This is a genomic window from Lysinibacillus boronitolerans JCM 21713 = 10a = NBRC 103108, from assembly GCF_000772935.1.
Classification (GTDB): domain Bacteria; phylum Bacillota; class Bacilli; order Bacillales_A; family Planococcaceae; genus Lysinibacillus; species Lysinibacillus boronitolerans.
In genome coordinates, this window is sequence record NZ_JPVR01000076.1 from 165776 (window position 1) to 182358 (window position 16583).

13 protein-coding genes are annotated in these 16583 nt (G+C 37.0%); 6 read left to right on the forward strand and 7 right to left on the reverse strand.

Features of this window, described 5'->3' with window-relative positions; all coding sequences use genetic code 11:
- Nucleotides 1–196: 196 nt before the first annotated feature.
- Nucleotides 197–2047 (reverse strand): asparagine synthase (glutamine-hydrolyzing), encoded by a 1851-nt coding sequence (gene asnB / locus CD31_RS14075; protein WP_036078433.1) that lies wholly within the window; start codon nt 2045–2047, stop codon nt 197–199.
- Between the two features lie 287 nt (nt 2048–2334).
- Between asnB and CD31_RS14080 the strand changes: the two genes are divergently transcribed.
- Nucleotides 2335–3585, forward strand: a complete 1251-nt coding sequence (locus tag CD31_RS14080; protein ID WP_036078435.1) for a BaiN/RdsA family NAD(P)/FAD-dependent oxidoreductase — start codon at nt 2335–2337, stop codon at nt 3583–3585.
- A gap of 40 nt (nt 3586–3625) precedes the next feature.
- Here CD31_RS14080 and CD31_RS14085 read toward each other — a convergent pair whose 3' ends face one another.
- The 6 genes from CD31_RS14085 to CD31_RS14110 all read right to left on the reverse strand — a co-directional run bounded on the left by CD31_RS14085 (nt 3626) and on the right by CD31_RS14110 (nt 11745).
- Nucleotides 3626–4318: an AIM24 family protein gene (locus CD31_RS14085; RefSeq protein WP_016991793.1), complete on the reverse strand. Its 693-nt coding sequence runs from the start codon at nt 4316–4318 to the stop codon at nt 3626–3628.
- A gap of 266 nt (nt 4319–4584) precedes the next feature.
- Nucleotides 4585–5853, reverse strand: a complete 1269-nt coding sequence (locus CD31_RS14090) for an L-lactate MFS transporter (RefSeq protein ID WP_004226054.1) — start codon at nt 5851–5853, stop codon at nt 4585–4587.
- 767 nt (nt 5854–6620) lie between these two features.
- Nucleotides 6621–7526, reverse strand: coding sequence for a DMT family transporter (locus CD31_RS14095; protein WP_036078437.1), 906 nt, complete (start codon nt 7524–7526; stop codon nt 6621–6623).
- Nucleotides 7527–7683: 157 nt separating this feature from the next.
- On the reverse strand, nt 7684–8895 hold the full coding sequence (locus CD31_RS14100; RefSeq protein ID WP_036078439.1) for an amidohydrolase: 1212 nt from the start codon (nt 8893–8895) through the stop codon (nt 7684–7686).
- A complete protein-coding gene (locus CD31_RS14105) occupies nt 8892–10142 on the reverse strand; it encodes an amidohydrolase family protein (RefSeq protein ID WP_036078441.1) in 1251 nt (416 codons plus the stop codon). Before CD31_RS14105 ends, CD31_RS14100 begins: the two co-directional genes overlap by 4 nt.
- 43 nt (nt 10143–10185) lie before the next feature.
- A complete protein-coding gene (locus CD31_RS14110; RefSeq protein WP_016992566.1) occupies nt 10186–11745 on the reverse strand; it encodes a glutathione ABC transporter substrate-binding protein in 1560 nt (519 codons plus the stop codon).
- A 182-nt stretch (nt 11746–11927) separates the two neighbouring features.
- Between CD31_RS14110 and CD31_RS14115 the strand changes: the two genes are divergently transcribed.
- Genes CD31_RS14115 through CD31_RS14135 form a run of 5 tightly spaced genes read left to right on the forward strand, consistent with a single transcriptional unit; the run spans nt 11928 to nt 16561 of the window.
- Nucleotides 11928–12830, forward strand: a complete 903-nt coding sequence (locus tag CD31_RS14115; protein WP_016992565.1) for an ABC transporter permease — start codon at nt 11928–11930, stop codon at nt 12828–12830.
- Nucleotides 12831–12844: 14 nt separating this feature from the next.
- Nucleotides 12845–13765, forward strand: coding sequence for a nickel ABC transporter permease (gene nikB / locus CD31_RS14120; protein ID WP_016992563.1), 921 nt, complete (start codon nt 12845–12847; stop codon nt 13763–13765).
- A gap of 15 nt (nt 13766–13780) precedes the next feature.
- Entirely contained in the window at nt 13781–14794 is a 1014-nt protein-coding gene (locus tag CD31_RS14125) for an ABC transporter ATP-binding protein (RefSeq protein WP_016992562.1), read from the forward strand.
- On the forward strand, nt 14791–15783 hold the full coding sequence (locus tag CD31_RS14130) for an ABC transporter ATP-binding protein (RefSeq protein WP_016992561.1): 993 nt from the start codon (nt 14791–14793) through the stop codon (nt 15781–15783). Before CD31_RS14125 ends, CD31_RS14130 begins: the two co-directional genes overlap by 4 nt.
- 37 nt (nt 15784–15820) lie before the next feature.
- On the forward strand, nt 15821–16561 hold the full coding sequence (locus CD31_RS14135) for a sensor histidine kinase (RefSeq protein ID WP_036078444.1): 741 nt from the start codon (nt 15821–15823) through the stop codon (nt 16559–16561).
- Nucleotides 16562–16583: the final 22 nt, after the last annotated feature.

A 16583-nucleotide genomic window follows, 5' to 3' on the forward strand; every position in this document is an offset into this window, starting at 1 on the left:
TTTCTTTTGAAACAACACCTATGCAAGCGCTGTCACTCTAAGAGCAATAAAAGTAAACCAACTGTAATCTTAACATATTTATAGGAAATGAGACGCATAAATACATCAAAAAGTTCATTCCAAAGAAAATCTGATGAAAAAAGGCCTTAAAATAATCGGTGAGGAATTGAACATCCCCACCGATTAAGGTATTTCTTTATACCATGTCCACAAAGAACTTTTTATACCATACTAGGAATACATAAGCCGTCCAAATATAGCGACCACGATTTGCTTTCCCTTCGTAATGCTCATCTAGATAGCCAACTAATTGTTTGGTATCAAAAAATTCATTTGCAAAGTCAGTTGTAAACATTTCTTTTACCATGTTGTAATACTTTTCTTCACGTAACCAGTGACGGATTGGCACTGGGAATCCAAGTTTTGGACGCTTTGCCCATTCTTCTGGCAATTCCTGATGTGCGGCTTGACGTAGAACATACTTTGTATCGATATCATTCACACGGTATCTTGATGGAATATTTTTAGCTAACTCCATTACTTCTTTATCTAAAAATGGTACACGTAATTCAATTGAGTGCGCCATACTCATTTTATCTGCCTTTAATAAAATATCACCAGGCATCCAAAGATTTAGATCTAGATACTGCATTTTTGTCACATCATCATCGCCAGGTACTTCATCATAAATACGTTTTGTAATCGATTTTACAGATGGGGCATTTTTATAAGCTGGCTTTAAAACATTAATAGCATCCACTTCATCCCAAACTACCGCTTCCCCAATAAACCGTTCTTCTACTGTTTGAGCACCTTTAATAAGGAAATTAGTGTATTGATTTTTCGGTAGGGCTTCTGCCATTCCACGTAATGTTTTTCGAAGACCTAATGGTAATTTTTCGTATTTTTGCATTCTTCCTGAGTTTTGATACCAAGCATACCCACCAAAAATTTCATCGGCACCTTCACCTGATAGGACAACCGTTACATCTTTTGAAGCAAGCTCTGATAGGAAGTAAAGTGGCACTGAAGATGGATTGGATTGCGGCTCATCCATATGCCATTGAATTTTAGGAAGAGCTTCGAAACACTCATCTGCGGTAATGTATCTACGTTCATTTTGAATATTCAACGTATCTGATAAATCTTTTGCAAGATTTGTCTCATTGAACATATCTTCATAGTCCGCAAACCCGACTGAGAAGGATTTATCTGGGCGTAATAAAGACGTAATATAACTAGAGTCAATACCACCTGATAGGAATGAACCAACCTTTACATCACTAATTTTATGAGCCTCTACAGACTCTTTCACAGTGGAACGAATATCTTCAATATATTTTTCGATCGGTGCTTCTTTTGCATGGAATTTTTTATCCCAATATTGCACGATTTGCTTTTGTCCATTTTGAATCAGCATATAGTGTGCTGGTGGTAATTTAAAGACACCTTTAAAGAATGTTTCATCCATAGATGAATACTGGAATGTTAAATAGGGGCGAAGTGCCTGTTTATTTAACTCTTTAATAAATGATGGGTGTGGTAAAAACGATTTAATTTCAGAGCCAAAAATAAACGTACCGTCTGTTGTATGCTCAGAGTAGTACAATGGTTTGATTCCAAAGCCATCGCGCGCAATGAATTGTAAATCATTCTTTTTATCCCAAATACAGAAGGCAAACATCCCACGCAGTTTCTTCACAAAATCTACGCCATATTCTACATAGCCATAAATAATGACTTCACTATCTGACTGCGTTTTAAACGTATGACCTTTTTCAATAAGATCTGCACGTAGCTCTTGGAAGTTAAAAATTTCCCCATTAAATACAAGCACAATATTTCCATCTGCACTATATAATGGTTGATTTGCTACGTCTGATAAGTCAATAATACTTAATCGACGGAAACCTAACGTCACTTTATCGTCACTATGAATACCACCGCTATCTGGTCCACGGTGAATAATTGTATTCATCATATTTTCTATCGTCTGATGATGATCAATCACATTTGTTCCATTAATATAACCTATAAATCCGCACATTCTATTTTTCACCTCATAATTTAGTGCATAACCTTTACCATAATAGCACGAAAAGACATACATTTCATGCTGACAATGCTAATAAAGGAAAACTTTCATTCATCCATTTGTATAACAAAGAATATTGTGTTTCATTCTACTGTATAAGCTCTTCATCTCAAAAGATGAGATAAAGAATTATAAAACACTTTTCTATTATTTTCAATGTCAAAGAAAGTCCCTCTCTATATAGACTTCATGTATAATAGGAAGGATTCCTAATTTGAACAGAAAGTGAGTTTCTAACTATGTATGATGTAATCGTGATCGGTGGTGGCCCATCTGGTTTAATGGCGGCGATTGCTGCTGGAGAGCGTAAAAAGAAAGTGTTATTGTTAGAAAAAGGCACAAAACTAGGCAAGAAATTGGCCATTTCTGGCGGAGGACGCTGTAATGTTACAAATCGTTTGCCTGTTGAAGAAATCGTGAAGCATATACCTGGTAATGGTCGTTTTCTCTATAGTCCTTTTACCGTTTATAATAATGAAGATATAATTGCATTTTTTGAAGGGCTTGGTGTCGCCCTAAAGGAAGAGGACCACGGTAGAATGTTCCCTGTATCCAATCGCGCACAAGATGTCGTGGATGCGCTGATTAGACAGCTACAACGTCTTCATATTGAAGTTCGTTTACACACAGCTGTCAGTAAGCTTCTAATGGATGAAGATAAAATTTTGGGTGTACGTCTTGCTGACGGCACCGAAGTCCGTAGTCAAGCAGTCGTTGTAGCCGTTGGTGGCAAGGCGGTTCCACAAACAGGCTCAACAGGTGATGGCTATCCTTGGGCTGAACGTGCCGGTCATACAATCACAACCTTATTCCCAACAGAAGTCCCTGTTATTTCAAAAGAAGATTTTATTCAAGCGCGTGAGCTACAAGGACTAGCACTGCGTGATGTTGCTGTCTCCGTGCTAAATAAAAAAGGCAAGACACTCGTCACCCATCAAATGGACATGCTCTTTACCCATTTTGGTTTAAGTGGTCCTGCTATTTTGCGTTGTAGTCAATTCGTTGTGAAAGAATTAATGAAAACAGGCTATGAACCCGTGACAATGCGTATTCAAACACTGGTACATGATAATGAAGAAACATGTCTACAATATTTAAATAAATTAATAAAAGAAGATCCGAAAAAAGCTGTGAAAAATGTTTGGAAAGGCATAGCACCTGAACGATGGCTCTTGTTCTTATGTGAACGAGCACATATTGATGTTCAATTGACAGGCGCTGAATTATCCCAAGAGAAAATTCGTCAGCTAGCACGTTTACTAGTAAACTTCACGTTAACAGTGATTGGCACACAGTCACTTGATAAGGCATTTGTAACAGGTGGCGGTGTCTCTGTAAAAGAAATCGAGCCAAAAACAATGGCCTCAAAGAAAAAAGAGGGATTGTTCTTTTGTGGAGAAATTCTTGATATTCATGGCTATACAGGCGGCTATAACATCACTTCAGCCCTCGTAACAGGACGTATTGCAGGAATGCATGCGGCATTATAATAGAAGAAAAAGCGTGTCCGTGGAAAACGGACGCGCTTTTTTAGCTTTCACTAGCCATATACACTTCTTCAAATGGCTGGATAATAACAAAGCCCTCACCAGAAAACGCCATCTGGATGGATTCTCCACTGCCTCGGCCGATAAATGTACGGAAGCTAATATCTGTTTTAAATTCAGGTGATAGGTTGCCTGACCATGCGACAGTAGCATGTGGATCAGTATATACGGTTTCACCTGGTTTCACTAATAATGTCAGTGGTTCAAAATGAGTTGTAATCGCAACCTTCCCTGTTCCTTGAAGTGTTACATTAAATAAACCACCTGACATGATGCCAGCCATTTTACGCATCAAACGTATATCCCATTCGATACTAGGCTCAAAGGCAAGTAAATCATTGCCGTTGACACAAATACTGTCGTTTTTCAAATCAAAAACAGTTACTTTCTTTCCTTGGTCCGCTAAATAGAGTCGGCCCTTTCCGCTAGCTTTCATCAATTGCGTACCTTCACCCGTTAAAGCCTTTTTAAACATTTTACCAAGACCATGCTCCAAGACGCGCTCACGTTCAAATTTAATATCACCTGTATAGGAAATCATAGCGCCCATTTTTGACCACACTTCACCGTTGAGATTAACCTCTAATACACGTTCAGTTTCCAATTCAAAATAATCATTGTCATTATCGTCCTGCTGTGTTTTATGAACAAATTCATCTAAAGAAAATTTCCCCATGATTGATCCCTCCCTAATTACTTTATATACGTTGATCTTTGAGAAAAGATTCAATTTTTAACGGATTGTCCCTCATTGTGCATTTCGTTACAAAATTTCTCTTTTAATAACGAAATCACTTTATTTCCAGTAATGTTATTGACATCAGACATGTGCTGTTATACATTAAACAAAGAAATAACGATTGTTATATAACAATCACTTCAAAAAAATAACTATATAAGTGCCATTCACGAAATGACACCTATATAGTAAGAAAGTTCATATTATTGTGTAGCAGAAACATCTCCAACATTTTGCGCTGCTTTTAAAGCTGTTTGCTTACGAACATCTGCACGTAACGTTAAGGAAATAATTAACGAAGCAGCGATTAAACCTGCGAATACATAGAATACAGGAATATAGCTTCCATACGCATTTTTGATTGCACTTACTAACAATGGTCCGAAAACTCCACCCAATGACCACGTTGTTAATAAATAACCATGTATCACACCAAGCTGCTTTGTTCCAAATAAATCACTTGCAAATGCAGGTAGATTTGAGAACCCACCACCATAGCAACTAACAACTAAGAAGATAAGTGCTTGGAAAATAATTACGTTAGTTGTATGTGGTAAAACGATAAATGTGATTAGCTGTGCTGTAAAGAAAATAACGAAAACGTTTGAACGACCGATATAATCAGACACAGCAGCCCAAATTAAACGGCCACCACCATTAAATAACCCCATAATTCCTACCATTGCGGCAGCACCTGCAACAGATAGACCAACAATTTCTTGTGCCATTGGTGAAGCAACAGAAATCATCATAATCCCTGCCGTTACATTGACTAAATGCATGGACCAAAGCATCCAGAAATGCTTTGTTTTAACAGCTTCTCGTGCTGACATAACAGCTAAATCTTTCTTAACTACATCCTTGCCATTATTAGCAGCCGCTTTCATATTAGCAGGCATATAACCTGGCTTAGGTGGTGCTATATATGAAGCCCCTAAAATCATTAACGTGAAGTAACTTGCTCCTAGAATAAAGTATGTTGTAGAAATGCCAACTGCCTCCATTAAGTTGGCTGCGACTGGTGCTGTAATAAGTGCACCCGATCCAAAACCAAGTACGGCCATACCTGTTGCTAGACCACGACGGTCTGGGAACCATTTTACAAGTGTTGATACCGGTGCAATATAGCCAATCCCCATTCCTAATCCACTAAGAACACCATACGTTAACCAATACATAACAACAGAATCCATTGAAATGGCTACACCTGCCCCAGCTTGTCCTGCTCCAAATAAGACAGCTGCTACCATCGCCGATTTACGTGGTCCCATTTTTTCTACTAAACTACCAAATAATGCAGCTGAGAAACCAGCTAATCCCATCATAATGGTAAAGGCAATCGTTACCTTTGTTTCACTCCATCCCATTTCTGTGACAATCGGTAGCTTGTATACACTGTATGCATAGGCTCCACCGATCGAAAGGTGAATAGCGATTGCAGATAATGCAATTAACCATCTATTTTTATTCATAAATTCTCATTTCTCCCCTCTTTTGCTACCTGTGAAAATTCTATGAACGTCCATGTAAAACAATTTACCACTTAGAATTATTCAAATGCAAGATGTTTTTCTAAAAAATATTATTTCTCCAAAAAGTTTTTCTCTTTTTTATTAATATGTTATATCCCACAAACCTTACAGTCTCTAAGTATAACTACGTTTATTTTACAAAAAACATAACACCATTTAGCTAATATTACTTTTCTGATCTATTCCTCAAACAATATTTAATTATATTAAGATAATTAAATTTGTGCATATTTTCACATTCAATAAATGTATACGTCTTATTTTACCAGGAGTATTATTATGTGTATCTCTCATAAAAAGAAGCACAGTAAATATGTAGTATATAGAAATTTATAGAACAAAAGAGCATTTTATAAATGTAATAGACAAAATTTTTATATTTAGTAATGGTCAGAATTTTTTATAAAAAAATTTAATTTTACTTAAATTAATAAAATAATAAATTATTTACAATACACCGGATGAATATTTTATAAAATGCTTTCAATACAACAAGATTTTTATTATCCAAATATATATTTTTTATACAAAGAATAAGAGATAAAATTCTGTTAACTCAGTATCAATTGCTTCTACATGATGGAAATATTCTAAAAGAGGATTTTTTTGAAGTAATATTATTTTTGCACAAAAACAATACATACAATCTACAGAAAAACAGCATGCTAGAAATCATTTCTAACATGCTGTACAGAAAAGTGCATTTTTTAATTTGCTTTTCTTTTCAGCAAAAGCAAAATTTTAATTTCTTTATAATATATACATAGCAAAATTCCTACTAAAATTAATAAAGAACCATATATTTGAACACTTGTAGGGAATTGTTTTAAAAATAATGCACTTAATAGCATAGCTATAGCTGGCTCAAAGTTTAACAACAGTGACGCATTCGTTGAGCCAATCTCCTTCATTTGTTGATTCCACATTAAATTACTCACCCCGTGAATAATAATTGCTGATAAAATGAGCAATAACCAGTAGGGCATTGCAACTTGCCAATTCGTCTGCGGCAAAATAGTAAATGAAAATGGCACAAGCACCAGTAAACCTATTAAATTTGTATAGAACGTTATCGACTGGGCAGACATTTTCAGACTAAGATGATTGACAATAATGAGGAACAAAGCAAAGCTTAGCATTGTAATTAAGCTCAGCACCTCACCCTTACCGATTGAAATGGTGATAAGTGCCCCCTTTGTAATGATGAGGCCAACACCAACAAATGAAAGTATCGCACCTAGCCAAAATATGCCGTTACGTGATTCATGATAAATCATTTTATTCAGTAGAGATGTGACAATCGGTGCACAGGCTAAGATTAAGGCAGCAGTGATAGGAGAAGTATGCTGGAGACTAGCATAAAAGCTATAGTGATTAATTGAAACGCCCAATATTCCTGCAAGGATCAATAACAATAGATCATTTCTCGTAAATGTTGTTTGGCAAATTGCTTTCCAACTAATCCCCCCTAAAAATAGAACAATGACAATTAATCTAAAAACGGCGACCGTTAAAGGATCCCAATGTTCAATTAAAATAGAGCCAATAATGAAATTACTGGCCCAAAAAAATACACAGCTAAATAAAATCATATAGATTGTTAATTGCTTCATATTTTATCGCACCTGCATATAAAGAGATTTCTACATAAGTAATGACAAATCTACTTTCCTTTCCTTTATTCATCTTTTCTATTAAAACATAAGTATAGCAAACTAGAAATTTTCTAGTTTGCTATGTTATCTAAATAAGGGGGATTTAGATTGATACTTAGTTAATAAACTTACCTTTAGACATAACCACTCGGTTGGATGGTTTACGTGCAATAACTTCAGCGCTTGAAACTGCGTCAAAGAATACAAAACTTGCTTCATCTTTCACATTCGGCCAGACCTTCTGACCATTTGCATCTAATGGCGTGACACCACTTGTAATATATTTTAATGTTTGTCGAATAGAGCGTTCGTCAAGTTTACGAGAAATGTCTGCAAAAGTAGTCGCTTTTTCTAAAATATCTCCTGAGCCATTAGGACTCCAAGAATCATAAAAGCCGTCACAACCAAAGTGGACATCCACGCCGTGCTCTGATAGTAATTCAATCGGTGGAATTAATCGTCGCAAATCAAATGGCACCGTTGACATTATTTTTACTTGTTGTTGCGCTAAACGATCTGCAATTTTATGTTGTTCCATGACTGATACATCACCAAGTGAAAAGGCATGACTTATTGCCGTTCTTCCTTGATATTTGGCATCCTCCACAATATCTATCCATTTATCGATTGTATAAAACCCAACATGGCCACTATCATGTAAATGAATATCGACATCAACATTAAATTCCTGTGCAATATCCATCACTTCATACAGAGAAGGCTCAATCGAGTTATCGATGCCCGCTGGATCTAGGCCACCAATCATCGTCGCTCCATTGCGTAAAGCTTCACGCAATAATTTAGGGACATCATCTCTTAATAGACCATGCTGTGGAAAGGCAATGACTTCGGATGTCACGACATCTTTATAATCGTCCAATGCCGCTAGTACACCTTCTAAATTTTTTAATCCAATGTATGGATCGATATTGACATGTGTACGAATGTGATTCGCACCGTTCTTAAGGATTTTTTCAATCATTGCAGCCGCACGTTGTTTACCTGTTGTAGCAAGAACGGTTAGCTCTTGTGCTTCCCGATCAAGTCGTTCCTTTAAATTCTTTACGGGCACACAAGCCTTCCACGGTAAAGATAAGTATGTTTTATCTAAATGATTATGCATTTCCTTAAAGGCAGGTAATAGCAGCTTTCCTTTCATATCTGTGACTTCATTTGGAGAATCGATTGCCTCTGTTGCAGGTACAATTTGGGAAATGAAGCCATCTGTAATTTCAAGGTGAAAAAGCTCCACTTTCGTTCCAACTGTATCATTTTCCTTTAGATATTCTCCTGTTTCAAGTAGAACATTTGTAAGCCAGTGCTTCATCTGAATTCTCCTTTCAACTCTCCTACATCCTGTTGATGAATCATTTTACCTCGTGAAATGACGGTAGTAATTGGACATCTTCTTGCTATCACATGGGCAGTACTCACGCCATCCACTAACAGCATATTGGCTTTATCACCAACTTGAGGCCAAACCCGTTCTCCAGCATCATTCAATGGTGTGATACCACCAGAAGCATATTTCCAAGCACGACTTAATGAATATTCATCAATAAAACGGAATCTCTCCGCCATGACATTTAATTTCATAATCGTATTACCAGTACCATATGGAGACCAATGATCTGTTAAGCTATCATGTCCTACAGATACCTTTACACCATTGTTATAAAGATAAGGAATTGGTATTGTCGAACGATTCAAATCGATTGGGACAGTTGTCGTAACATCCATTTGCACCTCAGCCATCGCTTGAACTAAATTTTCTAAGCGTGACTGTTCTAAATCAGCAAGTGCCATTGCATGGCTAATCGTGACCTGTCCTTCTTTTTTCGCTTGTTTCGTTAACTCTATCAGTTTATAAAATTCAAATTCGCCTAGTGTGTTAGCGGTGTGAATATGAATATCGATCCCTGCATTATAGTCTTGTGCAATACCCATTGTTGTTTGTAATGACTTTTCGATATTGCGATCTACAATGGATGGATCAACGCCACCAACAAGCGTTGCCCCCATTGCCATTGCCTCACGCATCAGTCCCTCCACATTGGAGCGTAATAAGCCATGCTGTGGGAAGGCCACAATCTCATATGTGATTTGATCTTGATAGTTTGCTAAAACCTGTTTTGTAATTTCAATATGCTTTGTCCCAATTTGTGGGTCCACATTACAATGGGAACGAATATGTGTGTGCCCTTGTGAAATGAGCCACTTCACCATTTCCTCTGCTCGATAAGCAGCTGTCGGCAATTGTTGTGGTAATAGAGTTCTTTCCTCTTCAATACGTGTTAAAATCCCTTTAGTAATGGGCCTCGGTGCCTGCCATTCCCCGCCAAAATACGTTTTATCGATATGAATATGCATCTCTCGGAATGAAGGGACTAATAGCTGCTGTTGCGCATCTATCACTTCTACATCTCCATCAACCACTATATCTTTATCTACTTGTTGAACATGCCCATCTTCTATTAGAACATCATAAATACCTGTACGAGTAGCAACAATGTGTTCATTTTCGCGCTCATATGCTTCTTCTAATCTCACATTTTTCAGCAATAGTTTACTCATAGTTTCCTCCCAATTGGTATTTTCCGTCTATCACCAAATTTGATTACTCTACAATTTCAACGCCACTGATCATTGTGTAGTTAGATGCATCTAACCAGAAACCTTTTACAGCATTACTATAAACCGCTAAATGCTCGTAGTTACGTACTGGAATATACACAGCTTCATCTAACTCGATTTGCATTGCTTTTTTGTAGATTTCATTACGTGCCTCTTGGTTTGCTTCAGAACGTCCTTGCTCAATTAGCTTGTCTACTTCTGGATTTGAATAGTAGAAATGGTTTCCTGGAGGCCCCATAGAAGCAGTGTGAAATAGATTATATTGGTTATAATCAGCATCACCAGTAGCATTACCCCAGCCACTAATAAAGATTTGGTGCTGTTCTTTCGTAATTTCAGAAATAAATGCACCATACTCCATTACTTGAATTTCAACATCTAATCCGATTCCTTTTAATTGAGATTGAATAACCTCCGCCATATTGATACGCTCTTTACGATCACTTGTCAGTAATTTAACTTTTGTTCCCTCTTGAACGCCAGCTTCTTTTAATAATTCTTTTGCCTTCACTACATCGTAGTCATACGGTTTCGTTTCACTAGAATATCCAATAATTTTTGGACTCATTGCAGAATTTGCAAGTGTTCCTACGTTATCATAAATACCACTGATAATCGCTTCACGGTCAACAGCATAGCTAATAGCTTGACGTACTTTTACATCCGATAATAATTTATCTTTCACGTTGAAGCCGATAAATTCTACCGCTAGTCCTTCTGCACGGAATAAGTTCATCGTTGAAGAATTTTCAATACGATCAATCTCTGTTACAGGTACTTGTTCAGCAATATGCGCTTCTCCGCTTTCAATCATTGCTAGACGAGTAGAATCCTCTGGTACAACTTTAAATGTTACTTTATCTACTTTCGGTACAGTTCCCCAATAGTCTTTATTCGAAATTAATGTAATTTCTTGACCAGATTTCCAAGATTCAAATACAAACGGGCCTGTCCCTACTGGATGTGTTGCTAATTCGTCCGCTGCTTCAGCAATTGCTTTAGGGCTCATCATACTACCCTCTTGACTTGCTAAAATAGAAAGAAGTGGAGCATACGGTTCTTTTAACTTCAACGTTACAACATACTCATCATCTACTACTACTTCATTAATCATCGATAATTTATCACGCTGTGGTGATCCAGTTGCAGGATCTAGAATTCGGTCAAATGTCGCTTTTACAGCTTCTGCATTAAAATCTGCTCCATCATGGAATTTAATGCCTTCATTCAATGTAAATGTCCATGTGACTTCATCTTTTTGCTCCCACTCTTTTGCGAGTAATGGAACAATTTTACGATCTCTATCAAAAGCGACAAGTGTTTCATATACCTTGCCATGAATAATATTGGCTGATGGAATATCTGTAATAAAATGAGGGTCAAGACTTGTCGCATCTGCTGCCCTTAGAACGACTAATTCTCCTCCTACGCTTTTTGATCCTTCTTTGGAACCCTCCGTACTATTATTGCTAGCGGTAGAGCATGCTTGCAGGATAAGTACAGTCATTAGTGCTAGGAATAAAAACAACTTCATTTTCTTCATCAACATTTCCTCCTTGTGTGATTTGTTCCTTACATTTCGAATTATAAAGAAATAAAATTCACTTGTTTTTTAAAATATTTACATGTTTTTTAAATTTTCTGACTAATAAGCCATAAAATATTTACATTCTTTACGCTTTTCACTAAATTGAAATCAAATCAAATAGAAAAGGAGTATTCGATATGAATAAAGTAACAACTACTATCGATCATTCTGTTTTAGTGAATGCACGCAAGGCATCTAGAAAAAAGAATCTTGTTTCTTTCCTAAACAAAATCAAGAAAAATAAAGCAGCTGTCGCAGGAGGCATCATCATTCTTCTATATATATTGATGTTTCTGATTGGGCCCATATTAGCCCCTTATGATCCATACGACGTACAGTTAGATCAAAAATTACAAGGGCCAAGTTTTGATCATCTAATGGGAACAGACGACAAAGGGCGAGATATTTTAAGCCGTATTTTATATGGATCACGTTTATCCATTGGTGTTGGTATTTCAGCTGTTTTATTCGGTGGTACAATCGGTACCTTCTTAGGTCTTATTTCTGGCTATTATGGCAAATGGGTTGATTCTATTATTAGTCGAATTTTAGATATCATGCTTGCCTTCCCGGGTATTTTACTAGCTTTAGCTATTGTCAGTGCATTGGGGCCAAGCCTTATCAATGTCACAATTGCTGTTGGTTTTTTCTCTATTCCTATGTTTGCTCGTATTGTACGTGGCTCAACAATGGAAGTTAAAAAATTAGAATATATCGATGCAGTCAAAACTCTTGGAGCAAATGATATGACCATTCTAATCAAGCATATTTTTCCAAATATTTTATCACCCATTATTGTACAAGCATCCATGCGCTTAGCAACAGCTATTCTATCTGCAGCAGGTCTATCATTCTTAGGTTTAGGTGCTCAGCCACCATCTCCTGAATGGGGTGCCATGCTTTCGAACGGACGTGATTTCCTATTTACTGCTCCTTATATGGCGCTATTCCCAGGTATTATGATTTCTATACTCGTATTAGGCTTTAACTTATTTGGTGATGGTTTACGCGATGCACTAGATCCAAGAATGAAAAATTAAAGGAGAGAAGACACATGACATTATTTATCTTAAAACGACTAGCTCAAATTATTCCTGTGACACTTGGTGTAACGCTTGTTGTTTTTCTAATTATGCAGATGATTCCTGGGGACCCAGCGATTATTTTAGCAGGAGAAGGAGCTTCTCAAGAAACAGTTGCAGAATTACGCGAGAATTTAGGGCTCAATAAACCATTAGCAGTTCAATATACAGACTATATTAAAAATCTTCTACAAGGAGATATGGGTAACTCTTTAAAAAATAATCAACCAGTATTCGAGGAAATCACCTCCCGATTACCAATTACAATAGAGCTAGCCTTTTATAGTATTTTAATTACCATTGTTCTGGGGCTTATTGCTGGTATTATCTCTGCTATCCGTCCTTATTCGTTTATGGATGTAGGCTTAATGGTTGTCGCTTTATTAGGAATTTCCCTTCCAAGTTTCTGGTTAGGAATTTTATTAATGTATGTATTCTCTGTACAGTTACACTGGCTTCCTGTAGCAGGCTGGGATAGTGCCAAACATATTATTCTACCAGCTATCACACTTGGTGCTGGTGGAGCTGCTATCGTCGCTCGTATGACTCGCTCTAGTATGTTAGAGGTTGTAAATCAAGACTATATACGAACAGCGAAAGCAAAAGGCTTAAAAGGGTACATCATCATTTTAAAGCACGCATTACGCAATGCCTTGATTCCAGTTATTACAGTAGTAGGCTTACAGTTTGGTAGTTTACTTGGCGGAACAGTTTTAGTTGAATCTGTTTTCGCTGTAAACGGATTAGGACGAATGATTGTAGATGCCATTCGAACACGTGATATACCAGTCGTACAAGGTGGCGTACTTGTTGCCTCATTAATATTTGTTTTCATTAATCTTTTTGTAGACATTTTGTATCGATTCTTTAATAAACGAATGGATTTAAACTAAGGAGGGGAAAAACGGATGAAACAAGAAAACGTGTTGGAAGTAAAAAATTTACAAACCTATTTTTATTCGAGTGAAGGGGTTGCCAAAGCTGTAGATGGGGTGTCCTTTACTCTTAAAAAAGGAGAAACACTGGGCATTGTTGGTGAATCTGGTTGTGGGAAATCCATGACTTCGCTGTCATTACTTCGTTTAGTACCGTCGCCTCCTGGTAAAATCATCAATGGCGAAATTTTATTAAATAATACTGACATCTTGAAGCTCTCAGATGAAGAGTTACGTAAAATTCGGGGCAATAAAATATCGATGATTTTCCAAGAGCCTATGACAAGCTTAAATCCTGTATTATCCGTTGGAGAGCAAATTGCTGAATCCATTCGATTGCACCAAGGCTTATCACGTAAAGAAGCATGGCAAAAGGCTGTCGATATGATTCGCCTAGTTGGGATTCCTGCACCAGAAAAAAGAGCGAAGCAGGAGCCTTATCAGTTAAGTGGTGGGATGCGACAACGCATTATGATTGCCATGGCACTAGCCTGTACACCAGATGTGTTAATTGCTGACGAACCGACAACTGCTTTAGATGTAACCATTCAAGCCCAAATTATTGATATTATTCAAAACCTGCAAAAACAATTAGGCATGAGCATTATCTTCATTACCCATGATCTAGGTGTTGTAGCAGAAATTTGCGATAAGATTGCCGTTATGTATGCAGGTCAGGTTGTAGAAGAAGGCACAACAGAAAGTCTTTTTGAAAAACCGTTACACCCTTATACAAACGGATTAATTCAATCATTACCAAAGCTATACGAAGACCAAGAAGAACTATCTACTATTCACGGAACTGTACCAAGTCCCTATAATTACCCAATTGGCTGCCGTTATGCAGAACGTTGTCCATTTGCTACAGATTTATGTCGTGACCAACAGCCAGAACTTTTGACTGTCGAGCAAGGAAAAAAGGTAAGATGCTGGATGTACAGTAATGAATGGCAAGGAGAAACACTTATGAAGGAGCTGACAGTATGACAACAGCACAACACACCCAACCACTATTACAAGTAAATGATTTAAAGCAGCATTTTTTCTTAAAAAAAGAAAAGCTTTTCGGTCCACAGCAAGTTGTAAAAGCTGTGGATGGTGTTTCTTTCGATATCATGCCTGGTGAGACACTCAGCATTGTTGGAGAATCTGGCTGTGGTAAATCAACGACTGGTCGTTCTATTTTAAGATTAGATGAGCCTACTGCTGGAGAGGTATTGTTATTTGGTAAAAATTTAGTGAATATGAACAAAAAAGAGCTTCGTGCTGCACGCAAGGACATTCAAATTATTTTCCAAGATCCCTATGCATCCCTTAACCCACGAAGAACCATTCGTAAAATGTTAACAGAGGCTATGTCTATTCAAAAAATTGTACCACCTGAGCAGCAAGAAGCACGCATGCTCGAATTAATGTCCCTTGTTGGGTTACGTCCTGAGTACTTAGAGCGTTATCCACATGAATTTTCTGGTGGTCAGCGTCAGCGGATTGGCATTGCAAGAGCCCTTGCTGTTAATCCTAAAATTATTATTTGTGATGAGTCTGTTTCTGCCCTAGATGTTTCCATTCAAGCTCAAATACTCAATTTACTGAAGCAACTACAACGAGATTTAGATTTAACCTTTTTATTTATCTCACACGATTTAAGTGTTGTTCGACATATTTCAGACCGTATTATGGTGATGTATCTTGGAAAGGTTGTAGAAATTGCTGATAAGCATTCCCTTTTCACACAGCCACATCATCCTTATACAAAAGCACTATTTTCTTCTATACCAGTCATTGATAAGCAGCATCGTAAGGAGCGCATTATTTTAAAAGGTGACCTACCATCACCTCTTAATCCTCCTACTGGCTGTAGCTTTCACACACGTTGCCCATTCGCAACAGATAAATGTAAAGCAGAAGTGCCAGCTTTACGAGCGATCACTGCAACACATAAGGTAGCTTGCCATTTCGCAGAAAATTTAGTTTAATGTATCTTACACTTATAAAATAATCGGAGAGGTCATTATGTTACAACCAGAAACCTTCAACATATATATTCTCCTATGTGTAATTGCTCCAATTATTGGAGCTTTTCTGCTTACTTTTATCTTTATTTTCGAAAAGCAAATCGATAGCCTTGAGGAGGAAAAAAGAAATTTAGAGCTTGAGCAGGATTTACAAAGAGCGAATATTCTCCAGTTGAATCAGCAAATACAGCCACATTTCTTTTTTAATGCATTAAATTCATTATTAAGCCTAGCTCGCATCAATCGAAAGGAAGATTTGGTTGCGGGCATTGAGGCTTTGGCAACATTTTTTAAATTTAAATACAATAATCACGAGGTGTTAATTGCGTTAAAGAACGAGGTACAATTTGTCGATAGTTATTTAAATATTCAACAATTGCGATTTGGCCATCGTTTGACTGTAAATAAATATATTGATGATGAAGCTCTATCTGTCCAAATACCTCCATTTATTCTGCAGACCATTATTGAAAATGCATATAAACATAGCTTTGAAAAACATATAGGACCTGCAGAGCTTTCCATTATAATCAAAAAAATGGATACTAGCTTATTAATTGAAATTAAAAATACACAGCCATTAGAAAAAATTGAACAGGTAGTAGACGAATTGCAGCAAGGTTATGGTCTCGAAAATATTAGAAAACGACTTGAGCTCATTTATGGGCTTGAAAATATTTTATTCTCGATTCAAAACAATGAACAGCATTACACTGTTACAATCCATGTTCCCGCATAGGCTTTCTATCAACTGGAAGGAG

Bases quoted from the DNA above. Each gene is read 5' to 3' on its own strand.
- CD31_RS14125 (WP_016992562.1), top strand. From the start codon at position 13,781: ATGAAACAAGAAAACGTGTTGGAAGTAAAAAATTTACAAACCTATTTT.
- CD31_RS14130 (WP_016992561.1), top strand. From the start codon at position 14,791: ATGACAACAGCACAACACACCCAACCACTATTACAAGTAAATGATTTA.
- CD31_RS14080 (WP_036078435.1), top strand. From the start codon at position 2,335: ATGTATGATGTAATCGTGATCGGTGGTGGCCCATCTGGTTTAATGGCG.
- CD31_RS14090 (WP_004226054.1), bottom strand. From the start codon at position 5,853: ATGAATAAAAATAGATGGTTAATTGCATTATCTGCAATCGCTATTCAC.
- CD31_RS14115 (WP_016992565.1), top strand. From the start codon at position 11,928: ATGAATAAAGTAACAACTACTATCGATCATTCTGTTTTAGTGAATGCA.
- CD31_RS14110 (WP_016992566.1), bottom strand. From the start codon at position 11,745: ATGAAGAAAATGAAGTTGTTTTTATTCCTAGCACTAATGACTGTACTT.
- CD31_RS14105 (WP_036078441.1), bottom strand. From the start codon at position 10,142: ATGAGTAAACTATTGCTGAAAAATGTGAGATTAGAAGAAGCATATGAG.
- CD31_RS14095 (WP_036078437.1), bottom strand. From the start codon at position 7,526: ATGAAGCAATTAACAATCTATATGATTTTATTTAGCTGTGTATTTTTT.
- CD31_RS14100 (WP_036078439.1), bottom strand. From the start codon at position 8,895: ATGAAGCACTGGCTTACAAATGTTCTACTTGAAACAGGAGAATATCTA.
- asnB (WP_036078433.1), bottom strand. From the start codon at position 2,047: ATGTGCGGATTTATAGGTTATATTAATGGAACAAATGTGATTGATCAT.
- CD31_RS14135 (WP_036078444.1), top strand. From the start codon at position 15,821: ATGTTACAACCAGAAACCTTCAACATATATATTCTCCTATGTGTAATT.
- nikB (WP_016992563.1), top strand. From the start codon at position 12,845: ATGACATTATTTATCTTAAAACGACTAGCTCAAATTATTCCTGTGACA.
- CD31_RS14085 (WP_016991793.1), bottom strand. From the start codon at position 4,318: ATGGGGAAATTTTCTTTAGATGAATTTGTTCATAAAACACAGCAGGAC.